Annotated in this window: 23 protein-coding genes; 16 read left to right on the forward strand and 7 right to left on the reverse strand. The window is 68.9% G+C overall.

Annotated elements, in window-relative coordinates; genetic code table 11:
* Position 1: 1 nt before the first annotated feature.
* The 5 genes from KB221_14165 to coxB form a co-directional block, all read right to left on the reverse strand.
* Positions 2 to 574 carry a cytochrome c oxidase assembly protein gene (locus KB221_14165; protein ID WIY69204.1) on the reverse strand — a complete coding sequence of 191 codons (573 nt, stop codon included), beginning with the start codon at positions 572 to 574 and terminating at the stop codon, positions 2 to 4.
* Complete coding sequence (locus KB221_14170) at positions 571 to 750, reverse strand: hypothetical protein (GenBank protein WIY69205.1); 180 nt, start codon at positions 748 to 750, stop codon at positions 571 to 573. The genes KB221_14165 and KB221_14170 overlap by 4 nt, the downstream gene beginning before the upstream one ends.
* Before the next feature lie 2 nt (positions 751 to 752).
* The gene (gene cyoE / locus KB221_14175) at positions 753 to 1,724 is read right to left on the reverse strand and encodes a heme o synthase (protein ID WIY69206.1); all 972 of its coding nucleotides are present in this window, start codon (positions 1,722 to 1,724) and stop codon (positions 753 to 755) included.
* 112 nt (positions 1,725 to 1,836) lie between these two features.
* Positions 1,837 to 3,507 (reverse strand): cytochrome c oxidase subunit I, encoded by a 1,671-nt coding sequence (gene ctaD / locus KB221_14180; GenBank protein ID WIY69207.1) that lies wholly within the window; start codon positions 3,505 to 3,507, stop codon positions 1,837 to 1,839.
* Between the two features lie 23 nt (positions 3,508 to 3,530).
* Positions 3,531 to 4,517, reverse strand: a complete 987-nt coding sequence (gene coxB / locus KB221_14185; GenBank protein WIY69208.1) for a cytochrome c oxidase subunit II — start codon at positions 4,515 to 4,517, stop codon at positions 3,531 to 3,533.
* 255 nt (positions 4,518 to 4,772) lie between these two features.
* Here coxB and KB221_14190 point away from each other — a divergent pair, with 255 nt between their 5' ends.
* Genes KB221_14190 through tldD form a run of 4 tightly spaced genes read left to right on the forward strand, consistent with a single transcriptional unit; the run spans position 4,773 to position 7,992 of the window.
* On the forward strand, positions 4,773 to 5,159 hold the full coding sequence (locus KB221_14190) for a PadR family transcriptional regulator (protein WIY69209.1): 387 nt from the start codon (positions 4,773 to 4,775) through the stop codon (positions 5,157 to 5,159).
* A complete protein-coding gene (locus KB221_14195) occupies positions 5,156 to 5,734 on the forward strand; it encodes a DUF1700 domain-containing protein (protein WIY69210.1) in 579 nt (192 codons plus the stop codon). Before KB221_14190 ends, KB221_14195 begins: the two co-directional genes overlap by 4 nt.
* A gap of 11 nt (positions 5,735 to 5,745) precedes the next feature.
* Positions 5,746 to 6,522 carry a DUF2807 domain-containing protein gene (locus tag KB221_14200; protein WIY69211.1) on the forward strand — a complete coding sequence of 259 codons (777 nt, stop codon included), beginning with the start codon at positions 5,746 to 5,748 and terminating at the stop codon, positions 6,520 to 6,522.
* A 39-nt stretch (positions 6,523 to 6,561) separates the two neighbouring features.
* The gene (tldD, locus tag KB221_14205; protein ID WIY69212.1) at positions 6,562 to 7,992 is read left to right on the forward strand and encodes a metalloprotease TldD; all 1,431 of its coding nucleotides are present in this window, start codon (positions 6,562 to 6,564) and stop codon (positions 7,990 to 7,992) included.
* An 85-nt stretch (positions 7,993 to 8,077) separates the two neighbouring features.
* Here tldD and KB221_14210 read toward each other — a convergent pair whose 3' ends face one another.
* Positions 8,078 to 9,037 (reverse strand): TraB/GumN family protein, encoded by a 960-nt coding sequence (locus KB221_14210; GenBank protein WIY69213.1) that lies wholly within the window; start codon positions 9,035 to 9,037, stop codon positions 8,078 to 8,080.
* Positions 9,038 to 9,207: 170 nt separating this feature from the next.
* Between KB221_14210 and KB221_14215 the strand changes: the two genes are divergently transcribed.
* Together KB221_14215 and KB221_14220 are read left to right on the forward strand one after the other, a co-directional pair.
* Complete coding sequence (locus KB221_14215; GenBank protein ID WIY69214.1) at positions 9,208 to 11,250, forward strand: TonB-dependent receptor; 2,043 nt, start codon at positions 9,208 to 9,210, stop codon at positions 11,248 to 11,250.
* 114 nt (positions 11,251 to 11,364) lie between these two features.
* Positions 11,365 to 13,413, forward strand: coding sequence for a TonB-dependent receptor (locus KB221_14220; protein WIY69215.1), 2,049 nt, complete (start codon positions 11,365 to 11,367; stop codon positions 13,411 to 13,413).
* A 106-nt stretch (positions 13,414 to 13,519) separates the two neighbouring features.
* Here the strand turns inward: KB221_14220 and KB221_14225 are convergent, their stop codons facing one another.
* A complete protein-coding gene (locus KB221_14225) occupies positions 13,520 to 15,394 on the reverse strand; it encodes an oligopeptide:H+ symporter (GenBank protein WIY69216.1) in 1,875 nt (624 codons plus the stop codon).
* A gap of 236 nt (positions 15,395 to 15,630) precedes the next feature.
* Between KB221_14225 and KB221_14230 the strand changes: the two genes are divergently transcribed.
* From KB221_14230 to KB221_14275, 10 genes are all read left to right on the forward strand, one after another.
* Positions 15,631 to 16,572, forward strand: a complete 942-nt coding sequence (locus tag KB221_14230) for a hypothetical protein (GenBank protein ID WIY69217.1) — start codon at positions 15,631 to 15,633, stop codon at positions 16,570 to 16,572.
* A complete protein-coding gene (locus KB221_14235; GenBank protein ID WIY69218.1) occupies positions 16,569 to 17,558 on the forward strand; it encodes an iron ABC transporter permease in 990 nt (329 codons plus the stop codon). Before KB221_14230 ends, KB221_14235 begins: the two co-directional genes overlap by 4 nt.
* Entirely contained in the window at positions 17,555 to 18,277 is a 723-nt protein-coding gene (locus KB221_14240; GenBank protein ID WIY69219.1) for an ABC transporter ATP-binding protein, read from the forward strand. The genes KB221_14235 and KB221_14240 overlap by 4 nt, the downstream gene beginning before the upstream one ends.
* A 47-nt stretch (positions 18,278 to 18,324) precedes the next feature.
* The gene (locus KB221_14245; GenBank protein WIY69220.1) at positions 18,325 to 19,389 is read left to right on the forward strand and encodes an isoaspartyl peptidase/L-asparaginase; all 1,065 of its coding nucleotides are present in this window, start codon (positions 18,325 to 18,327) and stop codon (positions 19,387 to 19,389) included.
* Entirely contained in the window at positions 19,386 to 19,757 is a 372-nt protein-coding gene (locus tag KB221_14250; GenBank protein ID WIY69221.1) for a cupin domain-containing protein, read from the forward strand. Before KB221_14245 ends, KB221_14250 begins: the two co-directional genes overlap by 4 nt.
* Positions 19,757 to 20,263 (forward strand): isoprenylcysteine carboxylmethyltransferase family protein, encoded by a 507-nt coding sequence (locus KB221_14255; GenBank protein WIY69222.1) that lies wholly within the window; start codon positions 19,757 to 19,759, stop codon positions 20,261 to 20,263. Before KB221_14250 ends, KB221_14255 begins: the two co-directional genes overlap by 1 nt.
* Positions 20,254 to 20,520, forward strand: a complete 267-nt coding sequence (locus KB221_14260) for a hypothetical protein (GenBank protein ID WIY69223.1) — start codon at positions 20,254 to 20,256, stop codon at positions 20,518 to 20,520. Before KB221_14255 ends, KB221_14260 begins: the two co-directional genes overlap by 10 nt.
* Positions 20,521 to 20,639: 119 nt before the next feature.
* Entirely contained in the window at positions 20,640 to 21,416 is a 777-nt protein-coding gene (locus KB221_14265) for a hypothetical protein (GenBank protein WIY69224.1), read from the forward strand.
* Between the two features lie 43 nt (positions 21,417 to 21,459).
* The gene (locus KB221_14270) at positions 21,460 to 22,467 is read left to right on the forward strand and encodes a fumarylacetoacetate hydrolase family protein (protein ID WIY69225.1); all 1,008 of its coding nucleotides are present in this window, start codon (positions 21,460 to 21,462) and stop codon (positions 22,465 to 22,467) included.
* A 214-nt stretch (positions 22,468 to 22,681) separates the two neighbouring features.
* Complete coding sequence (locus KB221_14275; GenBank protein WIY69226.1) at positions 22,682 to 23,218, forward strand: DUF1453 family protein; 537 nt, start codon at positions 22,682 to 22,684, stop codon at positions 23,216 to 23,218.
* Positions 23,219 to 23,252: the final 34 nt, after the last annotated feature.

Here is a 23,252-nt window from a genome sequence, read left to right on the forward strand (position 1 = left end):
GCTATCCGGCCGCGCCAGTGGGGGAACCCGCGATTGCGGCCTGATCGAACCCCTGGGTGGGGTAGAAGGTGTAGCTGAGCGTGATCTCCTCGACCCCGCGGGCCTCGCGATCGGTCGCCATCTCGGGGGCCACGAAATACTGGACGGGGAATTTCATCGTCTGGCCGGGCTGGATGGTCTGCCCCTCGAAGCAGAAGCACTGCAGCTTCTGGAAATACGGCCCCGCCCGTTCCGGAACCACATTGTAGGCGGCGGTAGCGCGGATGGGCGCGTCCGAGGTGTTGGTCACGTCGAAGAAGGCCATGCCGGTCTCGCCGATTCGCACCCGCTGGGTGACCTGTTCGGCGCGGAAGGTCATGGGCAGGCCGCGCACATTGGTGTCGAAGCGGATCAGCACGGTCTGGTCCAGCTGGACGTCGGGCGCCTTGTCGGCCTTGCGGACGGTGCCGTCGAAGCCGGTGACCTGGCAGAACATGCGATAGAGCGGCACGGCGGCGAAGGCCGCGCCGGTCATGAACATCACCCCGGCCGCGCAGGCGATGGCCGCCATGGCGTTGGCGGTCGGCTTCTTCATCGGGCGTACTCGACCGGCTGGCCGGCCGCGAGGGCCTCCTTGCGGGCGTCGATGTTGCGCTTGAGGTTCAGCACGGTGACCGAGAACACGAGCACGATGAAGACCACCAGCGCCCCCGCAATGGCGAGATTTCGCCGGCTGCGGGCGGAGAGTTCTTCGGGAGTCAGTCGGCGCATGGTCATGACAGTCCAGGCAGGGCGGTGATGCTCTCGACCAGAAGGGCCGCGAACAACGCCATCAGATACAGGATCGAGAAGGCGAACAGGTTGCGCGCCGGTTTGGCCTCGACGCGTACATCATACAATGCGGCCTCTCGTCCCACAGCCTCGGCCTTGTCGGGCTGATCGCCCGCGCGGCTGCGCCAGAGGCGGAAGGCGAGGAACAGGAAGCCGAGGCCGCCGATCGCCGACACCGCAAGATACAGATAGCCCCCGAGGCCCACCAGGCCGGGCGCGACGGCCACAGGAACGAACACAAGGCTGTAGATCAGGATCTGCAGACGGGTGCTCTTCGCCCCACGCGCCACCGGCATCATGGGAATGCCCGCGCGGGCGTAGTCGCCGGCCGAATACAGGGCCAGGGCCCAGCTGTGCGGGGGGGTCCACAGGAAGATGATCAGGAACAGCAGCCAGGCCTGCCAGGGTGCCTGGCCGGTCGCCGCCGCCCAGCCGATCACGGGCGGAAAGGCCCCGGCGGCACCGCCGATGACGATGTTCTGGGGCGTCCGGCGCTTCAGCAGCAGGGTGTAGAAGACGGCGTAGTAGAGAATGGTCATCAACAGCAGGCCGCCGGCCAGCCAGTTGGTGGTCATACCCAGCAGCATGACCGAGAACACCGACAGGATGACGCCGAAGGTCATGGCGTCGTTCTTGTTGACCCGCCCGGCCGCCACGGGCCGCCCGCGGGTGCGGCGCATCAGGGCATCGGTCTCGGCCTCCAGGGCCATGTTCAGCGCGCCCGCCGCGCCGGCGCCGACGGCGATGCACAGGATGGCGATGGCCGACGACAGCCAGTCGAGGTCGCCGCCCGCCACGACCAGACCGGTCACGGCGGTGAAGATGACCAGCGACATCACGCGTGGCTTCAGCAGCTGGAAGAAGTCATCCGGCTGGGCCATCGAGATCGCGGGTTGGGGGGCGGTTTCGGTCATTGAGCTTTCCCGCGCTCAGGTAGCGCGAAGCGCGGTAGCGCGCAAAATGCCAGAGGCCGCCCTTTCGAACTGAAAGAGCGGCCCCCGATTGGTCTGGTCCGGACGGACCGGTCTAGTGCTCGTCGTCCTTGACCACCGGCAGCTCGTTGAACTGGTGGTGGGGCGGGGGCGAGGACAGGGTCCACTCCAGGGTCGTGGCGCCTTCGCCCCACGGGTTGGCGACGCCCGGACGACGCCGGATGGCGGCCTCGGCCAGCATGATCAGGAAGACCCCGACGCCGACCAGGGTGATGACGTAGCCCCACGAGGACACGAGGTTCCAGTAGGCGTAGCCGTCCGAGTAGTCGACGTAGCGGCGCGGCATGCCCTGCAGGCCCAGGAAGTGCTGCGGGAAGAACACCAGGTTCACCCCGACGAACATGATCCAGAAGTGCAGGCAGCCGAGGAACTCGTTGTACTTCACGCCGAACATCTTCTCGAACCAGTAGTAGAAGCCCGCGAAGATGGCGAAGACGGCACCCAAGGACAGCACATAGTGGAAGTGGGCCACGACGTAATAGGTGTCGTGGAGGCTGTAATCGATGCCCGCATTGGACAGGACCACGCCGGTCACGCCGCCGATGGTGAAAAGGAAGATGAAGCCGATCGCCCACAGCATGGGCGTCTTGAAGCTGATCGAACCGCCCCACATGGTCGCGATCCAGCTGAAGATCTTCACGCCCGTGGGCACGGCGATGATCATGGTCGCGGCGATGAAATAGGCGCGCAGGTTCACGCCCATGCCCACCGTGTACATGTGGTGCGCCCAGACGATGAAGCCGACGAAGCCGATGGCGACCATGGCGTAGGCCATGGCGAGGTAGCCGAAGATGGGCTTCTTCGAGAAGGTCGAGACGATGTGGCTGATGATGCCGAAGCCCGGCAGGATCAGGATGTAGACCTCGGGGTGGCCGAAGAACCAGAACAGGTGCTGGAACATGACGGGGTCGCCGCCGCCGGCCGGGTCGAAGAAGCTGGTGCCGAAGTTGCGGTCCGCCAGCAGCATGGTGATGGCGCCGGCCAGGACGGGCAGCGACAGCAGCAGCAGGAAGGCGGTGATCAGCACCGACCAGGCGAAGAGCGGCATGCGGTGGATGGTCATCCCCGGGGCGCGCATGTTGAAGATGGTCGTGATGAAGTTGATCGCGCCGAGGATCGAGCTGGCACCCGCGACGTGCAGCGAGAAGATGGCCAGGTCCATGGCCGGTCCCGGATGGCCCATGGTCGAGAGCGGCGGATAGATCGTCCAGCCGCCGCCGAAGCCGAGGCCGCCGCCGGGCTCGCCCGGGACGAACAGGGAGATGATCAGCAGCACCCAGGCCGCGACCAGCAGCCAGAAGGAGATGTTGTTCATGCGCGGGAAGGCCATGTCGGGCGCGCCGATCATGATCGGCACGAACCAGTTGCCGAAGCCGCCGATCATGGCGGGCATGACCATGAAGAAGATCATGATCAGGGCGTGGCCGGTGACGACGACATTATAGCCGTGCTTCGACTGCTGGACGAGGCCCATCAGGTCGACGACCGAACCGTCGGTGAAGATCTGGATACCCGGCTCGGCCAGTTCCCAGCGGATCAGGCCGGACAGGGCACCGCCGACCAGGCCCGCCATGATGGCGAACAGCAGGTAAAGGGTGCCGATGTCCTTGTGGTTGGTCGACAGGAACCAGCGGGTGAAGAAACCCGGCTTGTGGTCATGATGCCCGTCGTGATCGTGGGCGAGGTTGTCGGCTGCGGTGGCCATAGCTGTGGGGCTCTCGCGGTTCGTTACTGAGCGGCCGGGGCGACGGCGGGAGCCGTGGCGGGCGCTGCGGGTTGAGCGGGGGCGGCAACGGGAACGGCCGCTTCGGAAGCGGTCGGCGCGCCGGTGGCGCCGGCGGCGACCTGGGCGACGGTGCCGCCCGGAGCCTGTTCGGCGGTGCGGGGCGTCATCGAGCCGCCCTTGGAAGCGACCCAGGCGGCGAATTCGGCCTCGGTCACGACGTTGATCTGGATCGGCATGAAGGCGTGGTCGACGCCGCAGAGTTCCGAACACTGGCCGTAGAAGACGCCGGTGCGATCGGCGCGGAACCAGGTTTCATTAACGCGGCCGGGAACGGCGTCAGTCTTCAGACCGAAGGCCGGCAGGGCGAAAGCGTGGATCACGTCCGTGGCGGTGACCAGAACCCGCACCGTCTTGCCGACGGGCACGACGATCGGCTCGTCCGCCGCGAGGCGGTACAGGCTGTGCGGCATGCCGCGGGACGCGATCTCGTCCTCGGGCAGCATGTTGGAGACGTATTCGGCGATGCCCTGGTCCGGATACTCATAGGACCAGTTCCACTGGTTACCCGTGGCCTTCACCGTCAGGTCCGGCGTCGGCATGTCGTGATAGGCGAACAGCAGGCGGAACGAGAACAGGGAGATGCCCACCAGGATCAGGACCGGCAGGACCGTCCAGACGATCTCGATCAGGGTGTTGTGGCTCCACTTGGCCGGAACCGGGTTGGCCTTCTTGTTGTAGCGGATGCAGATCCAGATCAGCAGACCCAGCACCAGCAGGCTGATGAAGGTGATGATCGGCATCAGGATGGCGTCATGGAAGAAATGCGCCTCGACCTTCAGCGGCGAGGCCGCCGGCTGCAGGCCGATGTTGCCGTCAGTCGGTTGTCCGACCAACTCCTGCGCCCACGTCGGCGTAGCGGAGAAAACGGCCAGGCTCAGAGCGGTGATGCCACCGCCGATGAACGCCCGGGCCCGCGTGCCCATCCCCATGCGAGATATCCTCATTAAACCGTTTCGCCGCAAAAGCTTGCGAGTTAATCGCAAACTGTCGCCGGGACCCGGCGGCCCACAGCGGTACTTCGGGCGGTCCATATCGCCCCCTCTGGCGCTTGCCAAGCGATTGCCGGTGGATTGAACGACGCAGGGGCGTCCAGCCGCAGATTAATTCCGCGTCATGTTATGACAGCTACCTTGCGTTGCCAGATACCTTGCGATACGTCTTCGTCATCACAAGGAGGGCCCACAGTGCCTGAAACCATCGAGATACAGCTGAAGAAGGGGGTCCTGACGCTTTGCGTCCTGGCCTTGCTGAACCGGCACGACAGCTACGCCTATGAGATCGCCTCGACGCTTTCGGACGCGATCGACATGGGCGAGGGCACCATCTACCCGCTGATGCGGCGGATGCAGTCCGACGGGCAGGTTGAGACCTATCTGGTCGAATCGCCGTCCGGCCCGTCGCGCAAATACTATCGACTGACCGACGCCGGTCGCCGGGCACTTGAGGCCCAGACGACCGAATGGCGCGCCTTCGCCCGGGCGGTCGAATCTGTCCTGGACGGCGCGGCGCAACCCGCTGCGCCGATCCCGACCACTGACGATGTCACAGCCGAAAGGGGAGCTGAACAATGACCCGCGCCGAATTCATGGGCCGGTTGAGGCGAGGACTGGTCGGCATGCCGACCGCGGCCGCCGCCGACATCGCCTCCGACTACGAGATCCATTTCGAGGACGGCCTCGCCGCCGGCCGTACCGAGGCCGAGGTGGCCGCGGCGCTCGGCGATCCTGACCGACTCGCCCGCGAGCTGCGGGCCGAAGCCGGCGCCCAGCGCTGGCATCAGGAGAAGAACCCCTCGGCCGCGGCCGGCGCCATCTTCGCGGTGCTGGGGCTCGGGGCGATCGACATCCTGATCCTGCTGCCCATCCTGATGAGCGTGGCCATGACCCTGTTCGGCATGTTCATGGCGGCCATCGGCATCTTCATCGGCGGGGGCGCCATCATGGTCGCCGGACCGTTCGCCGGCTTCCCCGGCGGAGCCGCCGCGGCGATCCTGGCCGGGCTCGGCCTCATGGCCGGCGCGACGGCCCTGGCGGCCGTCACGGCGATCTTCACCATCTGGCTGGTCAACGGCGTCGTCTGGTTCGCCCGGCTTCACTACCGGCTGCTCAAGCCGGCCCTCGACCCCCAACCGCAGTATCAGGCGTAGGAGAGACAAGGATGATCAAGACCCTCTTCATCATCGCGGGCGCAGGCCTCGTCCTGTCCGCCGGCTCCCTCGCCGGAGCCGCCGCCCTGGGCGGTGCCGACCTCAGGCACAACGACTGGACCTGGTCCCTCGACGAGAACGACGTGGGCGGCGACAATTTCCGCATGCAGCGCGGGCCGGGCGAGCCTGACGTCACCCGTACCCTGACCTGGGAAGGCGGCGACCGTCTGCAGATCGAGGTTCCCGGCGACGTCGTCTATGTCCAGGGTGCCAACCCTGGCGTGGTAGTCACGGGGCCGAAGGATCTCGCCGACCGCATCCGCATCGCCGGCGACCGCCTGACCCTCGATGACGACGACCGCAGCGAGCACGGCTACATCCGCTGGAGCGGCGACGGCTTCCAGGTCTGGAGCGCCGGCGACCGCCTGAAGATCACGGTCACGGCCCCGTCCGTCACCAGCTTCGATGTGGTCAGCTCCTCGGACCTGACGATCCGCGACTACAACCAGCCCCGGCTGAACCTGATCCTGTCGGGGTCTGGCGACGTCACGGCCGGCGGAACGGCCCGCACGGTACAGATCGATGTCTCCGGCTCGGGCGACGTCGATCTGGCGGCCCTGACCACCGTCGACGCCGATGTGCAGGTTTCGGGCTCCGGCGACGTCCGGGTCGGCCCGACCGGCAAGGCCAGCGTGGACATCTCGGGCTCCGGCGACGTCGATCTGACGCGACGGGCGGCCGAGGTCAGCCGCAAACTCTCCGGCTCCGGCGACATCGAAGAGCGCTGACCCGGTGACGCGGGGACGGTCAGCCCCTACTTAGGCACCATGACCGTCCCCGTATCCCTCCCCGCGATTCTCGATTCCGCCGATGTCGGCTCCGACGAGGCCCTGTCCGTCCTCCAGGAGGCCCTGACCGGTGCCGACGACGGCGAACTGTTCCTCGAACGGTCAGAGCTCGAATCACTGGTCTTCGACGACGGCCGGCTGAAGTCCGCCGCCTATGACGCCTCGGAAGGATTCGGCCTGCGGGTCGTGGCGGGCGAGACCGCCGGCTATGCCCACGCCAATGAGATCAGCGGCCCCGCGATCCGCCGCGCCGCCGACAGCGCCGGCCTCGCCCGCTCCGGTCATGCCGGCATCATCGCCGAGGCACCCCGCGCCACCAACCAGCAACTGTATTCGCCGGTCGATCCCCTCGCCTCCCCCGCCTTCTCTGACAAGATCGCCCTGCTGGCCGAGATCGACGCCTGGGCCCGGGCCCGTGATCCGCGTGTGGTCCAGGTCTCCGCCAGCATGGTCGGGGAGCGCCGCCATATCGAAATCCTGCGTGGCGACGGCCGGCGCGTCACCGACATCCGCCCGCTGGTCCGGCTGAACGTCTCGGTCACGGTCGAAAAGGACGGCCGGCGCGAGAGCGCCTCCTCCGGCGCCGGAGGCCGGGCCGGGTTCGAGACCTGGATCGCGCCGGATCGCTGGCAGTGGCAGGTCGACGAGGCCCTGCGTCAGGCCCTGGTCAATCTCGAGGCGGTCGACTGCCCCGCCGGCGAGATGGACGTGGTCCTCGGCGCCGGCTGGCCCGGTGTGCTGCTGCACGAGGCCATCGGCCACGGCTTCGAGGGCGATTTCCACCGCAAGGGCTCGTCGGTCTTCACCGGCATGATGGGCAAGCGGGTCGCCGCGCCGGGCGTCACCGTCGTCGACGACGGCTCCATCGCGGGCCGTCGCGGCTCCCTGTCGGTCGATGACGAAGGCACCCCGACCTCGCGTACGGTCCTGATCGAGGATGGCATCATGGTCGGGCTGATGCACGACCGGCTGTCGGCGCGTCAGCTGGGCGCGCTGGCCACCGGCAACGGCCGGCGCCAGTCCTTCGCCCACATGCCGATGCCGCGCATGACCAACACCTTCATGGAAGGCGGCAAGGACTCGCAGGCCGACATGATCGCCTCGACGAAGCGCGGCCTCTACGCCGCCAATTTCGGCGGCGGCCAAGTCGACATCACCAACGGCAAATTCGTCTTCCAGTGCACCGAGGCCTACCTCATCGAAGACGGGAAGATCACCGCGCCCGTGCGCGGCGCGACCCTGATCGGCGACGGGGCCACGGCCCTGCAGCACGTCCAGATGATCGGCGACGACTTCGCCTTCGATCCGGGCGTCGGCGTCTGCGGCAAGGGTGGTCAGGGCGTGCCGGTCGGCATCGGCCAGCCGTCGCTCAAGATCGCGGGGCTGACGGTGGGGGGAACGGCGGTCTGAGTGGTTAGGGCTTGGGGGAAGGATACGCGGGCGGCGCGCGCTGGCGCGGGCGGCTTCCGGCTCAATAAGCCCTAAGCCCCAGGCCCTACTTCCACTCCGGCCCCACCACGTCGAACCCGCGCGCCACCAGTCCGTCCAGCACGCCGCCTTCTTCGGCCAGCAGACGGATCGGGGCGACGCCCATGGTCACGCCGGGCGAGATCATCGCGGTCTCGATGGCGGCCGCCCATTGCTGCCTCAGCTGCGGCGCGATCTCGGGGTCGCCCCACGGCCAGCACTGGTTCAGGGCCCGGTCGATCGGCGAGGCGACGACGTCGGCGACGCGCAGGGCGCGCCAGTCCTCGGCCCGGATGCGCGCGGCGTCCGGTCCCTGCTCCGCAGCTACGATGGCCGCCTCGACACAGGGTACATGGGCCGTCTGGGGGGCGGTGATGAGGCTTTCGACCAGTTCATCGCCGCGGACCGTGCCGACCGGCCGGACCGGAACGCGCGCACGGCGGGCAGCCCGGCGGATGACGTCCATCGCGTCATCCCCGGATCGGCCGGCCCGGTAGCCGGCCTTGTCCTGCATCAGCTGGAAGCCGACGAGCAGCAGGCTTTCGGTCCGCCAGTCCTGATTGCGCTCATCGGCCATGATCGACTCCAGCCGCGCCTGGTATCCCGGCGTCAGATAGTCGGCCGTGGTCTGGCCCTGGGGCATCTGGCCGATGGTACGGGCCCGCCAGATTATCCGGAATATGTCACTGACAGAGACCCGCCCTTCCGGCGGGGACAGGATCTGGTTCGAGCGCGCCGCAGCCTCCTCCAGGTCGTCGGGCCGCCAGGCCAGGTCGCGCGGAATGCCGGTGATGGCGCCGACGAGGATCAGGGTGCTGTCGCCCCGGGTCACGGTCCACATGGGTGCGCCCGACCGGCGGGCCTGGATCACGATGTCATCCAGCTGGGCCACCGCCACAGGCTCGGGCGTCTGGGCTGCGGACAGCTCCGGAAGGCCTGCGCCGACGAGCAGAACAAGGGCCGAGACTGCGGCGGCGATTTTTCTCACGTCTATACCTGCTTCACTTCAATAGAGCCGAGTAATGCCACGCCCGTTTCAGGACACAAGCGTGACAACTCCGTAAGATGACTGCGATTTAATCCACCTGTCCGTCTTGTAACTGGAGAGCGGCGCGACAGGACGCCACACCTTCGTCACACGACGAGGGGAATCCTGCAATGACGAAGACCATCCTGCTGGCGACGACGGCCATCCTGTTCGGCGCCGGCGCGGCCTCGGCCCAGACGCCCCCGCCGCCCGCACCCGCACCGCAGGCCGACTCGGCCCAGCAGGGCGTCCTGGTCTTCACCCCCGACTTCTTCGCCGACCAGCGCCCGAACACGGCGCTCGACATGGTCAGCCGGGTTCCGGGCTTCTCGGCCCAGGACGGCGACGGCTCGCGGGGCTTCGAAGGCGCAGTGGGCAACATCCTGATCAACGGCTCCCGACCCGCATCCAAGAACGACACCGGCTCCTCCGTTCTGTCGCGGACCCTCGTCGCCCAGGTCGAGCGCATCGAACTGATCCGGGGCGGGGCACCGGGCATCGACATGCAGGGCTATTCCGTCGTCGTGAACGTCATCACGCGGACCGAGGCCAGCACCGAACAGATCCTGACGGCCAATATGGCCTTCTTCGAAGGCGGCACCGATCGCGGCTTCGGCACCTACCAGTTCACGCGGCGCGACGGCGACCGGGTCTGGGGCTTCACCCTGTCCGACGGCGTGGGCATCGATGACTCCCACGGCGTCGGCCGGGTCGTCCGCCGCGATGCCAACGGCGTCGTCCTGCGCGACGAGGGCTATTACAGCGACCAGACCGGCGGCGGGCAGGCCGTGCGGGTCAATTTCGCCGACGCCTTCATGGGCGGCAAGATCGACCTCACCGCCCGCCTGGGCGTCAACGACTACAGTCAGTACAGCCTGCAGGACGGGCCGACGATCCTGCGCGACAACCGCTTCGCCGAAGAGGGCTCGAGCGGCGAGGTCGGCGCCGTCTTCACCCGCCCGATGGCGGAAGGCCTGACGTCGGAAACCCGGCTCATCCGCGAGTGGAACGACTTCGAGAACGCCTCAACCTCCCTGACGACGACGAATGGCATCGCGGGCCCGGAGCAGCGTTTCTTCTCCGAAGGCAATGCGTCGGAAACGATCCTGCGGTCGCTGCTCCGCTGGGAGCGGTCGCCGGCCCTGACCCTGGAGGCGGGCGGCGAGGTCGCCTACAATATGCTGGAGATCGACCAGGCGCTCACCGACGGCGGGGTCGTCATTCCCCTGCCGTCCGACCAGATCATGGTCGAGGAGACGCGGGGCGAGCTGTTCGGCAAGGCGACCTGGCGCGTGCGGCCGGACCTGAACGTCGAGGGCGGGCTGCGGCTCGAGGCCTCGACCATCACCCAGTCCGGCGACGCCGATCAGGAGAAGAGTTTCTACTATGCCAAGCCGCGCGTGCAGCTGACCTGGACGCCACGCCCGCAGAACCAGGTCCGCTTCCGCTTCGAGCGCGACATCGGCCAGCTGGACTTCGGCGACTTCGCCGCCGGCGCGGACCTCGAGGACGAGCAGGTGTTCGGCGGCAATGTGAACCTCGAGCCCGAGGAACGCTGGATCTCCGAACTCACCTATGAGCGCCGGTTCCTGGGCGATGGCATCCTCTCGGTCGGCTACCGCCACGACGAGATCATCGGCGTCATCGACCGCCTGCCCCTGCCGATGGGCCTGTCGGCCGTCGGCAACATCGGCGACGGGACGCTGGATCAGCTGGCCGTCAACTTCGTCCTGCCGCTGGACTGGACCGGGTTCTCGGGCGGGCAGTTCCTGTTCCGGAACACCTGGAACGACACCGCGGTCACCGACCCCACATCGGGCCAGGAGCGGCCGATCTCGGGTGTGCGGCCGTCCCAGCCGATCTTCGCCATCTCCCAGGACATCACCAGCTGGAAGATCAACTGGGCGGTGACCTACATCGAGAGCCTGCGCCAGTTCAACTATGCCCCGGACCAGGTCTCGGGCTTCAGCGGCAGCGACTATTTCGAGGCCAATATCGAATACAAGCCGACGCCGACCCTCGCCATCCGCGCCCAGGTGAACGTCTGGAACGACTTCCAGGTCGAACGGACGGTCTTCGCCGACCGGACGCTGGCGCGCCCCATCGCCTTCACCGAACTGCGCCCGTCGGACCCGCGCACCTTCTGGCAGATCCGGGTGCGCAAGACGTTCTGAGCAAGCGCCTCCGGATCGCCCGAAGTCTGACGGCGATTTAATCCACCTGTCCCGCTTGTAACTGTATGCGCCGCCGCTCGCCGGGCACCGTTCACCCGACAGGGAGAGGGACGTATGACCAAGGCGATCTGGCTGGCCGGCGCGGCCGCATGTGCGTTGTTGGGCAGCCCGGCCTTCGCCCAGACCGCGGCCGGTGCCGGCACGCCGGTCGCCGACGCCGCAAGGCAGGGCGTGCTGGTCTTCGAGCCCGCCTTCTTCGCCGATGCCCGGCCCGACACGGCGCTGGACATGATCGCCCGCCTGCCGGGCTTCGCCTTCGAGTCCGGCGACAGCGGCACGCGCGGACTGGCCGGCACGGCGGGCAACGTCCTGATCGACGGCCGCCGTCCGTCGACCAAGAGCGACAACCTCGACCAGATCCTGCGCCGCATCTCGGCCGCGGGCGTGGCCCGCGTCGAACTGATCCGCGGCGGCGCGTCCGGCATCGACATGCAGGGCCGGTCCGTGGTCGCGAACGTCGTCCTGATCCGCACCGTCACGACCGAGCGGGTGGTCGAGACGAACACCTATGTCTATCCCGACGGCCACCTCGGCCCGGTGCTGTCGGCGCGATATTCGCGGCGCGAGGGCGACGACCAGATCGAGGGGTCGCTCAGCGGCTTCTCGGACCGCACCGACGGCACCGGCGACGGCTTCCGCCGCCGGTACGATCCAGCCGGAAACCTGATCCAGGACGCCGATCTGGTGCTGTGGGACCGCATCCGGAACCTGCGCGCCACCGGGGCTGTCCAGCGCCGGGCGGGCGGCGGGCTGCTGCGCGTCAACGGTCTGCTGGGCTGGTTCGGCAATGAGAACGCCCAGGACCTGCTGATCCGTTCGGGTGCCGGCGTCGACAGCTTCAACGACGAGGAATCGAACGACGTCAACAGCGAGCTGGGCGTCAACTGGACCCGCGACCTCGGCCCCCGGACGGGCCTCGAACTGACCGGTCTGCAGCGCTACTCGAGCGAGGACTACACCGGCGTCTCGGAAAGCAGCGGCGACAGCTCGACCTTCACCGCCGATTCAACCTCGGGCGAATCCATCGGCCGCGCCATCCTGCGCTTCCGCCCCAATGATCGCTGGTCGTTCGAGACCGGCGGCGAGGTCGCCTACAATTTCCTCGACAGCGCCACCGCCTATTCCGAAAACGGCGTGCCGATCCCGCTGCCGTCGTCCGCGGTCAAGGTCGAGGAACTGCGCGGCGAGGTCTTCGGCCAGGCGACCTGGCGGCCCGCGCCGACCCTGACCATCGAGGGCGGGCTGCGCGTCGAGGTGTCGGAGATCAGCCAGTCGGGTGACAGCGACCTGACCAAGTCCTTCGTCTATCCCAAGCCCCGCATCCAGGCGACCTGGACGCCCTGGACCGGCCACCAGTTCCGTTTCCGCGCCGAGCGCGAGGTGGGCCAGCTCGACTTCGGCGACTTCATCGCCTCGGCCGATATCGACATCGGCCAGGTCGAGGGCGGCAACCCCGATCTGGAGCCCGAGAAGTCGACCGTGATCGAGGCCATCTACGAGCGCCGCTTCTGGGGCGAGGGTGTGTTCGACGTCACCGTAAGCCATGCCGAGATCGAGGATGTGGTCGACGTCATCCCGCTCACGGGCGGTTTCGACGGCGTGGGCAATATCGGCGACGGCACAGCGGACTTCTTCCAGCTGCGCCTGACCCTGCCGACCGACCGGCTGGGCATCCCCAACGGGCGGTTCCAGACGCGCGGCAGCTGGTCCTCGACCTCGGTGCTCGATCCGGTCACGGGCGAGGAGCGGCGGTTCCAGGGCAATCAGGCCTTCGGCTGCGGCGTGTCCTTCAACCAGGATCTGGCGGGCGGACGCTGGTCCTGGGGCTTCGACCACGGCTGCAATGTCGACAAGGGCCGCGGCTTCCGGGTGCGCGAGGTGCGGGCCTTCTACGAAGAGCCGGGCGTCGGCGCCTTCGTGCAGTGGAAGCCGCAGGGCGACCTGACCGTCCGCGTCGACCTCGGCAACGCTACGGACCGGGCCCAGGGCTATGACCGCGAGATCTACTCGGGTCCCCGCGACACCGCCCCCCTGGCCTTCCGCGAGGTGCGCCGCACGCGGATGAGCCCCTGGCTGTTCGTCCAGATAAGAAAGACCTTCTGAAGAAGGCGTCCCCAACCCCCCGAAACTGACGGCGCGCCGACCCTCACGCGCCAAAAAGGGCGGAACCTTCCGGTTCCGCCCTTCCTGTATTCAACCCTTGGCCGGATCAGGCCGCGGGGTGGTTGCTGGCGTCATTGGCCCCGTGGGACCAGCCCTTGATCAGGAAGCTGATCAGGATGAAGAACACGCCGATGGCGATGCCGCCGAGGCCCAGCTTCTCGAAGACGTCGAGCGACGTCCGCAAGGCCAGACCGGGGTCCAGCACCTGACCACCCACGGTCTCCGTGCCGGCCAGGCCGGCGATCCAGCCGCCCACGAACTGGGCGATGGAGCTGGCCAGGAACCAGACGGCCATCATGAAGCTGACGACTGCCGGCATGGACAGTTTGGTGATCTCCGACAGGCCCACCGGCGACAGGAACAGCTCGCCCGTCGTGTGCAGCATGTAGAGCAGGCCCAGCAGGACGATCGGCATCTGGAAGGCCGAGTTGGCCATGCCGGCGCCCCACACCACCACCATGAAGCCGAGGCCGACCTGGAGCAGGCCGAGGCCGAACTTCATGACCGGGTTCGGGTCCATGTTGCGCTTGGCCAGGTACGCCCAGATGGCGGCCATGATCGGCGCGAAGATCAGGATGAAGCCGGCGTTGAACGACTGTGTCTGGGCGGCCGTGATGGTCGCGTCGATCCAGAAGCCGGTGGGCGTGGCGATGCCCGCGGCCTCGAGTTGGGCCGGCGTGCCCACGGTGATTCCGAACAGCTGGAAGGCCGTCGGCGTCAGGCTGAGGTCGACGTTGCGGTCGGCGAACAGGTTCAGCGAGGTGCCGGCCTGTTCGAACAGGGTGAAGAAGACCACCGAGCCGAAGATCAGCACGACGGCCAGCATCATCCGCTCGCGTTGGGCCCGCGTCTGGCAGACCTTGACGATGACGTAGAGGATGAACAGCAGCGACGCGATCGTGGCGGCCGTCAGGACGGTGCCGACCATGGCGTTGCGCTGGACCAGGAACCAGATCAGGCCGACGCCCAGGGTGCCGAGCAGATAGATCGACCATTCGCGGTTCAGCGGGCCGATCATCGGACGCTTGAGCGCCTCGGGGTTCGGCGGCTCGCCCTTGCCCTCGAGCAGGGGCTTGCCGAGCATGAAGACCACCCAGCCCAGCGCCATGCCGACGCCGGCCAGGCCGAAGCCTGCCCACCAGCCGACGGTCTGTCCCAGGTAGCCGCACAGCACCGCGGCCCAGAAGGCACCGAGGTTGATGCCGTAGTAGTAGAGGGTGAAGCCGGAATCCCGCCGCGGGTCACCCTGCGGATAGAGCTGTCCGACGATCGTCGAGATGTTCGGCTTCAGGAAGCCGACGCCCATGATGATCAGCGACACGGCCAGATAGAAGACGTTGACGCCCATCATGTCGCGGGTCTGGGCCATTTCGTAGGACCCTTCCGCCAGGGTGGCGGGCAGGGGCGAATCGGCCGGCATGCCGGCGACGGCGATGCCACCACCCTCGGCCGGGCCGAAGGCGTATTTCTCGCCATTGATGACGATGTTCACGTCGCGCGAGGCACCGCGGCCCTCGGCCGAAATCTCATAGGTCTGACCGCCGTAGGTCAGGGTCTCGGTCGCCGGGCGGCCCTCGAAGGCCATCATCCCGTGACCGGCCACCAGCAGCAGGGCACCGAAGGCGATGGCCTTGCGGGTGCCGATGTAGCGGTCGGCGAGAATGCCGCCGACCAGCGGCAGCAGATAGACCAGCGATGTGTAGGAACCGTAGGTCGACCCCGCCGTGGCGTCGTCGAACAGGAAATGCTGGGTCAGGAAGAAGATCAGGATGCCGCGCATGCCGTAGTAGGAGAAGCGCTCCCACATTTCGGCGAAGAACAGGATGATCAGTCCGCGCGGGTGGTTCTTCAGAATCTGCATCAGCACGGGGATGCCCGTGAGCAGCGTAATGATCAGGCCGGCTATGATGACGATGTTCATACCTGGTCTCCCCGGATGCGTCGGGATTTGAACCCGCCGGGCGTCGAAAGCGCCCCCCCAATGTCCGTTCTACTCAACGGCTCACTCCCATATTGCTGCGCCCCACCTGACGCGCGAGGCCGCATAAGCAGCACGGGGCGCATGACCGGACAAGGGTTAAGGGTAAATTGGCTGTGAGGTGGCGCGCCGACGGGCCAGGCGGCAGGATGGCTGCGAATCAACTCAGGCGCACCAGTATGTTGACGACGCGGCGGTCAGCGCTGATCGGAGCGGGCTCGGCGATGACGCTCGCGGCCTGCAGCCCGACGTCGCCGCGCGCGGCCGGGAATGTGATCGCGGCGGGCCAGCCGGCGGCCCTGCTGATCTGGGCCGTGGCCCGCGACCGGCTGGCGGGGTGGCCGCGCCGGCCGTCGACGGGCGCCTTGGCGGCGCTTCCCGATCTCGCGGCGACCCTGCCCGAACTGGGTGCCCTGGGCGGCGGGGGACAGCCCGCGAATCTCGAGGCCATGGCGGCGCTGCGGGCCCGGCTGGTGATCGACTATGGCGACACCGACGCCGAAGACCACGCGCTCGCCGACCGGATGAAGACCCGGCTGGGCGTCGACTGGCGTCTGATCGACGGCGCCCTGACAAAAATCCCCGAGGCCATCCGCGAAGCGGGCGAACTGCTGGACGTGGGCCGGAGCGCCGCCGGTCTCGCCGACGAGGCCGGCGCGGTGCTCGACCGCTGGCGCCGCGCGCCCGCCGGGTCGACCTTCTATTACGCCCGCGGGGTCGACGGACTGGAGACCGGCTTTCAGGGGTCCCTGGCCACCGAGGCGTTCGAAGGGGCCGGCTGGACCAATGTCGCCGGAGAGTCGCGGGACATCGGTCGGGTGACGCGGGAACAGGTCGCCGCCTGGGACCCCGAGGTCCTCGTCACGATGAGCCCGGCCTTCACGCAGTCGGTCCGCCATGACCCGGTCTGGCGGACCCGCCGCGGCGGTCAGCGTCGACGGCTGTTGCTTCTGCCCGACCATCCCTTCGGCTGGATCGACCGGCCGCCCTCGATCAACCGGCTGCTGGCCTGCGCCTGGCTGGCCGACCCGGAGGGTGCCCCGTTGACGATCGCCGGCCTGACCCGTCGGCTGTACGGCATGGTGCCGGCCGAGGTTCCCATGCCGCAGTGGATCCGGTGAGCCGGCTCCGGGGCTCGCTGCTTCCGGCCCTGCTGGTCCTGCTGACCCTGGCGGGCGCATTTCTGGTGCTCGCGACGGGGCCGCTGGGCGTGGCCCCGGATGCCCTGCTGACCGCCGTGGCCGGACAGGGAGCGCCGGAGGCGGAGCTGGCCCTGGCCCTGCGCGGCCCCCGTCTTCTGGCCGCGCTGACCTGCGGCGCCGCCCTGGCCGGGGCCGGGGCCGGGTTCCAGATCCTGTTCCGCAATCCGCTGGCGGCACCCGACCTGCTGGGTGTGTCGTCGGGGGCCGGGCTGGGTGCAGCCCTGGCCCTGCTGCTCGGCGCGGGCGCGGCGCTGGTGCAGGGCGCGGCCTTTGCGGGCGGCCTCGCCGCCGGTGCCCTCGCGCTCGCCTGCGCCGCCCTGACCCGCAGCGGCGACGCCCGCCTTGCCCTGATCCTGTGCGGCGTCGTCGCCGGCGCCCTCGCCTCGGCCGGGCTCGGTCTCGTCGTGGTCGTGGCGGAGCCCTATTCGCAACTGCCCTCGATCACCTACTGGCTGCTGGGATCATTCACCCGGGCGACCCTGCCGGAGGCGGGCGGTGCCGTCGTACCGGTGGCCCTCGGTGCGGCCGTGCTGATCTGGCTGGGCTTCCGGCTCGACATCCTGTCGCTCGGCGACGAGCAGGCGCGGTCACTGGGCCTGCCCGCGCGGCCCCTGCGCCTGCTGGCCCTCGCCGGCGCCGCCCTGATGACCTCCTCGGCCGTGGCCGTGGCCGGCGTGGTCGGCTGGATCGGCCTGCTGGCACCCCACGCCGCCCGGCTGATCGTCGGCGAGCGGGCCGGGCGGCTGATCCCCGCCGCCATGGCCCTCGGTGCCCTGTTCGCCCTGGTCATAGACCGGCTGTCCACCGCCTTCGGCCCGGCGGAGATCCCGGTCGGCCTGCTGTCCGCCGCCATCGGGGCACCGGCTTTCCTGATCCTGTTCGTCGCCACATCGAGGCGGTCATGAGCGGCCTGCGGCTGGAAGGTGTGGTGGCCGGACGTTTGTCCCGGTCAGGGGGCGGCTTCCGCCTGCCGCCGCTGGACCTGACGATCGAGGCCGGCGAGGTCCTCGCCCTGATCGGCCCCAACGGCGCGGGCAAGACCACCCTGCTGAAGACTCTCGCCGGCCTGCTGCCGCCGCTGGCCGGGGCGATCGTCGACACCGGCGCCCCGGCATATCTGCCGCCGCCGGGTGCCGTGTTCGCCGGCTTCTCCGCCCTGCATCTGACGGCGCTGGGTCGCGCCCGGCTGCGCCGCTGGTCGCCCGGCCTGACCCCGGAGGACCTCGACGCCGCCCGCGGCGCCCTCGACCGGCTGGAGGTGGGCTATCTCGCCGACCGCCCGTTCGACCGCCTGTCCAGCGGCCAGCAGCAGCTGGTCCTGATCGCGCGGCTGTTCGTGCAGGACGCGCCGGTCTGTCTGCTCGACGAGCCGCTGGCCCTGCTCGACCCGGCGCATGCGCAGGCGGTCGAGGCGGCGATCCGCGCCCTGGCCGCGGAGGGCCGGGTGGTCATCGCCTCGACCCACCACCTGCCCTTCGCCGCCCGCGCCGACCGGGTGCTGGCCATCGGACCGGAAGGGATCGACATCGCCGCCCCCGCCGAGGCCCTCGCCCCCGACCGCATCCGCGCCCTGTTCGGGGTGGTGGTCGCCGGCTGCCCCTGCTGCGGTCAGGCCTTGAGTTGAGCCCCCGCTTGCCCGACGCTGGCGCATCGATTTCCGGAAGGCCGACCATGTTCCGTTCCCGCCTCACCCTCGCCGCCGTCGCCCTGGCCCTGTTCGCCCCCCCCGCCGCCGCACAGGAGGCGCCGCGCTGGTCCTTCGCCATCCATGGCGGTGCCGGGGTCATCGAGCGCGCCAGCCTGACGCCCGAACAGGACGCCGCCTACCGCGCCGCCCTGCACCGGGCCCTCGAGGCCGGGTCGGCGGTTCTGGCCGCTGGCGGGTCCTCGCTGGACGCGGTGCAGGCGGCGATCGAGCTGATGGAGGACGACCCGCTGTTCAACGCCGGACGCGGGGCGGTCTTCACCGCCGCCGGGCGCAACGAGCTGGACGCCGCGGTGATGAACGGCTCGGACCTGACCGCCGGGGCCGTCGCCGGCCTGACCACCACCCGCCACCCGATCGCCGCCGCCCGCGCAGTGATGGAGCAGTCGCCGCACGTCATGCTGATCGGCGAGGGCGCGGATACCTTCGCCGCCTCGGTCGGGCTGGAGCAGGTCGACCCGGCCTTCTTCTTCACCGAGCGCCGCTGGCGGGGGCTGGAGGCGGCCCTGCGGGCGCAGAACCTGCCGATCCCGGAACGGCCGGCCGGCGCGCCGGGGCCGATGGCGGAGAGCACCCTGCCCGCCCCGCCGCTCAACGAGCGGAAGTTCGGCACGGTCGGCGCGGTGGCGCTGGACAGCCAGGGCCGGCTCGCGGCGGGCACCTCGACTGGCGGCATGACCGCCAAACGCTGGGGCCGGGTCGGCGACGTGCCGGTGCTGGGTGCCGGGACCTATGCGTCGAACCGCGACGGCTGCGCCGTGTCCGCGACCGGCGACGGGGAGTTCTACATCCGGGCCAGCGTCGCCCGCGACATCTGCGCCCGCATCGCAGGCGGATCGACAACCCAGGCCGCGGCCCAGGCCGAGGTGGACGACGCCCTCTCTTTGGGTGGGTCAGGCGGCGTCATCGTCATGGACAGTCAGGGCCGGCCGAGCTTCGCCATGACCACCTCGGGCATGTACCGGGGCTCGATCTCCAGCGACGTGCAGGCGGGGGTCGCCATCTACGGCGACGAGGCCCTGCGCCCGTGACCCAGGGCGCGACGATCGACCTCGCCGACAAGTTCGCCGCCTTCTCCGACCACTGGCGGCCGCGTGTCGCGGCGCAGCTGAACGGACAGGACGTGCGGCTGGTCAAGGTGCAGGGCGTCTTCCCCTGGCACAGCCATGCCGACGCCGAAGAGATGTTCCTGGTCTGGAAGGGCCGGTTCCGGGTCGAGTTTCGCGACCGCATCGAGACGCTCGAACCCGGCCAGTTCATCGTCGTGCCGCGCGGCGTCGAACACCGTACGGCCGCGGACGCGGAGGCCGAGGTGCTGATCTTCGAGCCATCGGAGGTGATCAACACCGGCGACGCCGCCGTCTCCGACTTCACCGCCCCGCAGGGACAGACGATCTGATGAGCAAGACCGACACGCCCGGCGTCATCGCCCCGCCGCCGCTGATCTATCTCGGCTTCCTGTTCGTCGGCTGGGGTCTGGCGGAACTCGGGGCCCGGCCGGAGGCGGTCGAGGCCGGATACCGCTGGCTGGCGGCTGGTTTCGGGCTGGAGATGGAGGTCCGCCGCGGCCTCGCCCTGGGACTGATCATCGGCGGCCTGTTGCTGGACGGTATGGCGGCGGGCCTGTTCCGTCGCCGAGGCACGGCGGTCGAGCCGTGGAAGCCGTCGACGGTCCTGATCAACGAGGGCCCCTACCGTTTCAGCCGCAACCCGATCTACGTCGGCTTCGCCATCACCTACGCCGGCCTGGCCATCGCCATGGACAGCGCCCTCGCCCTGTTTCTGCTGCTGCCGTGTCTGGCGGTGGTCGACCAGTTCGTGATCCAGCGCGAGGAGCGCTATCTGTCGGCCAAATTCGGGGCGGACTACGACGCCTATCGCCAGAAGGTGCGCCGGTGGCTGTGACGGACGACGAACTCTCGGCCATGGCCATCGAGGAGCTGGACCAGGCCTGCAGCCTGATCTGGCCCGAACTGGTCAAGATCACGCCCTGGGGTGACACCTTCGTGGGCGTCGCCCCGTCCGGCCGCGAGGTCGAGGTCGAGCGCCGCTATCTCTGGGCCCATGAGCCCGAGGGTGCCGTGGCCGTCGAGATCGAGGTCCGCGACATCGGGGCCCGCACCGGGGCCGAGGCCAGGGCGCTGATCACCCCGCCCCGCTGAGCGCCTCAAAAATCACCCCTGACGGGAATCGGTTGCGCCGTTAACCTTTCTCGTTGCCAAGCGGAGCCGTCGGGGCAAGATGCGCCCCGAACGGTTCTGGGTCTTCGAGAGGGAGCAGCATGTCCTACGGCGCAGACTTCGCCAACGCCGACCCGGCCAACGCGCCTCTGGACGGACCGCTGTTCATCGGCGCCGATCCCTTCGTCTGGGGTGCCATCCTGCTGGGACTGGCCGCGGCCCTGCTGCTGGGCTGGTATCTCGGTGCCCGGTCAAACCACAGCCGCGCCGACGCCGCCCAATCGATCTGGAAGGCCATCCATGACGCGACCCGCTCCGCCATGGGGGCCGATGACAACGCCCTGAAGGGGAAGGCCGAAAACCTGTTGAAGGTCGTCGACAGCCGACTCGGCAAGACCCTGGGGCTGGTCGGTGGCATGTCCAAGCAGATCGGCAATCTCAAAAAGGCCGTCAAGGGTGAGGCCCAGGCGGACGCCCACGGCCATGGCGGGGGCCACGGCGGCGGCCATGGCGCGGGACATGGCGGCGGTCACGGCGGCGGCCATGCCCCGGCTCATGACGCCCATGCGTCCCATGAGGTCCATGCCAGCCCTGCGGTCACCATCGTCAACGTCAACGCCGGAGCGACCGCCCTTGCGGCGGCCCAGGCACCGGCCGACCCTCACGCACCGGCCCATGGCGACAAGCCGGAGAAGCGCGACCTGAGCCATCGCGAGCAGACCGACGCCCTGCGTCTGGCCGTCGCCGCCTTCAACCAGCATTGGCGGGAAGAGGCCCTCCGGGTTGGTGAACTCCGCGCCGCCCATGCCGAACTTTCCAATCCCGGCCCGGCGCACAAATCGTCCGGCCACGGCAAGGTCTCTCACGGCGGACACTGAAAACCCGGTTTCGCACATCCGAGAAACCGCCTAAGCCTGAGCCATGAAACTCGCCTCGCTCAAGCACGGCCGTGACGGTCGCCTCGTAATCGTCTCCAGCGACCTCGCCTGGTTCACCGACGCCTTCCTGATCGCCCCGACCCTGCAGGCGGCGCTGGATGACTGGGACCGGCTCGAGCCCGACCTGCGCGCCCTGGCCGAGAGCCTTGAGCACGGCGGCGTGCCGCGCGGCCGCTTCCACGAACGCGAGGCCGCCGCGCCCCTGCCCCGCGCCTATCAGTGGGCCGACGGCTCGGCCTATGTGAACCACGTCGCCCTCGTGCGTCAGGCGCGCGGCGCCGAAATGCCCGACAGCTTCTGGACCGACCCCCTGATGTACCAGGGCGGCTCCGACGGCTTCCTGTCGCCGCGCGATCCGATCCCGCTGGCCGACGAAAGCTGGGGCTGCGACCTCGAGGCCGAGGTGGTGGTCGTCACCGGCGACGTGCCCCAGGGCGTGACCCGCGAAGAGGCCCTGGCCTGCATCCGCCTCGTCGGACTGGTCAATGACGTCTCCCTGCGCAACCTGATCCCGGCCGAGCTCGCCAAGGGCTTCGGCTTCGTCCAGTCCAAGCCCGCCTCGGCCCTGTCGCCGGTCTTCGTCACGCCGCGCGCGCTCGGCGACCGGTGGGTCGACGGCAAGCTGAAGGGCGCATTGAACGTCCAGCTGAACGGCGCCGATTTCGGCAAGGCCGACGCCGGGACCGACATGACCTTCGACTTCGGCACCCTGATCGCCCACCTGGCGAAGACCCGCAGCCTGTGCGCCGGCACCATCATCGGCTCGGGCACGGTCTCGAACCGCGACGCCGACGGCGGCCCGGGCAAGCCGGTCAGCGAGGGCGGCCTCGGCTACTCCTGCATCGCCGAGGTCCGCACCGTCGAGACCATCCTGCGCGGCAAGGCCGAGACGCCCTTCCTCAAGGCCGGCGACACCGTCCGCATCGAGATGCTGGACGACCAGCACCACTCGATCTTCGGGGCCATCGAACAGACGGTCGCAGGGGCATAGGCCTCCCGCGCCAGCACGGCGGCCGGTCCCTGACAGGACAGGACCAGGCCGCTCAGGGCGATCGTCAGCCAACGTCTCATCGCGCGCATCCTCCGGTTTCCCGGACCAGAGGCCGCGCCGCCGCTTTACGGATGCGCGGGACGGATTAAGCTTCGGCCACGTCTGCGGCCCGAGGGGGGCAAGCAGGGCGGTGTCGGGACGTTCAATGCTGGATATGTCGCCTCAGGTTCTCGGACCTCTGATCGGGCTGGCCATCGCCCTGCCCCTGATCTTCCTGCGCAACCGCAAGCCCCGGACCCTGACGCCGCAACGGATGTGGATCATGCCGGCGATCATCGTCCCCATGATGGGCCTCGCCCTCTGGGGAACCAGCATGGACCCGACGATGCCCCACGTGGCCTTCGACGGCCTGGCCTGGGCCATACTGGCGGCCGGTCTGCTCCTCGGCGGCACCTTCGGCTGGTGGCGGGGCAAGATGACCACTATCGAGAAACACGCCGACGGCACGCTGAAGGCGCAGGCCTCGCCCATCGGCCTCATCCTGATCATCGCCGTCATGCTGGGCCGTCGCGCCCTGGGCAGCTTCCTTGAGCCGCACGCCGCGGAATGGGGGCTGAATGCGCTGGCCATCACCGACGCCTTCCTCCTCTTCGTCGTCGGCATGATCGTCATGCAGCGCGTCGAGATGTTCATCCGCGCCCGCCGCATCCAGTCCGGTGCGGGCGACAGCCATGTGGAGATGGTGGCGTGAGGCCCCGTCGCCCGAGCCAACGGCGGGCCGTCCT

The organism is Aquidulcibacter paucihalophilus (assembly GCA_030285985.1).
Lineage (GTDB): Bacteria > Pseudomonadota > Alphaproteobacteria > Caulobacterales > Caulobacteraceae > Brevundimonas.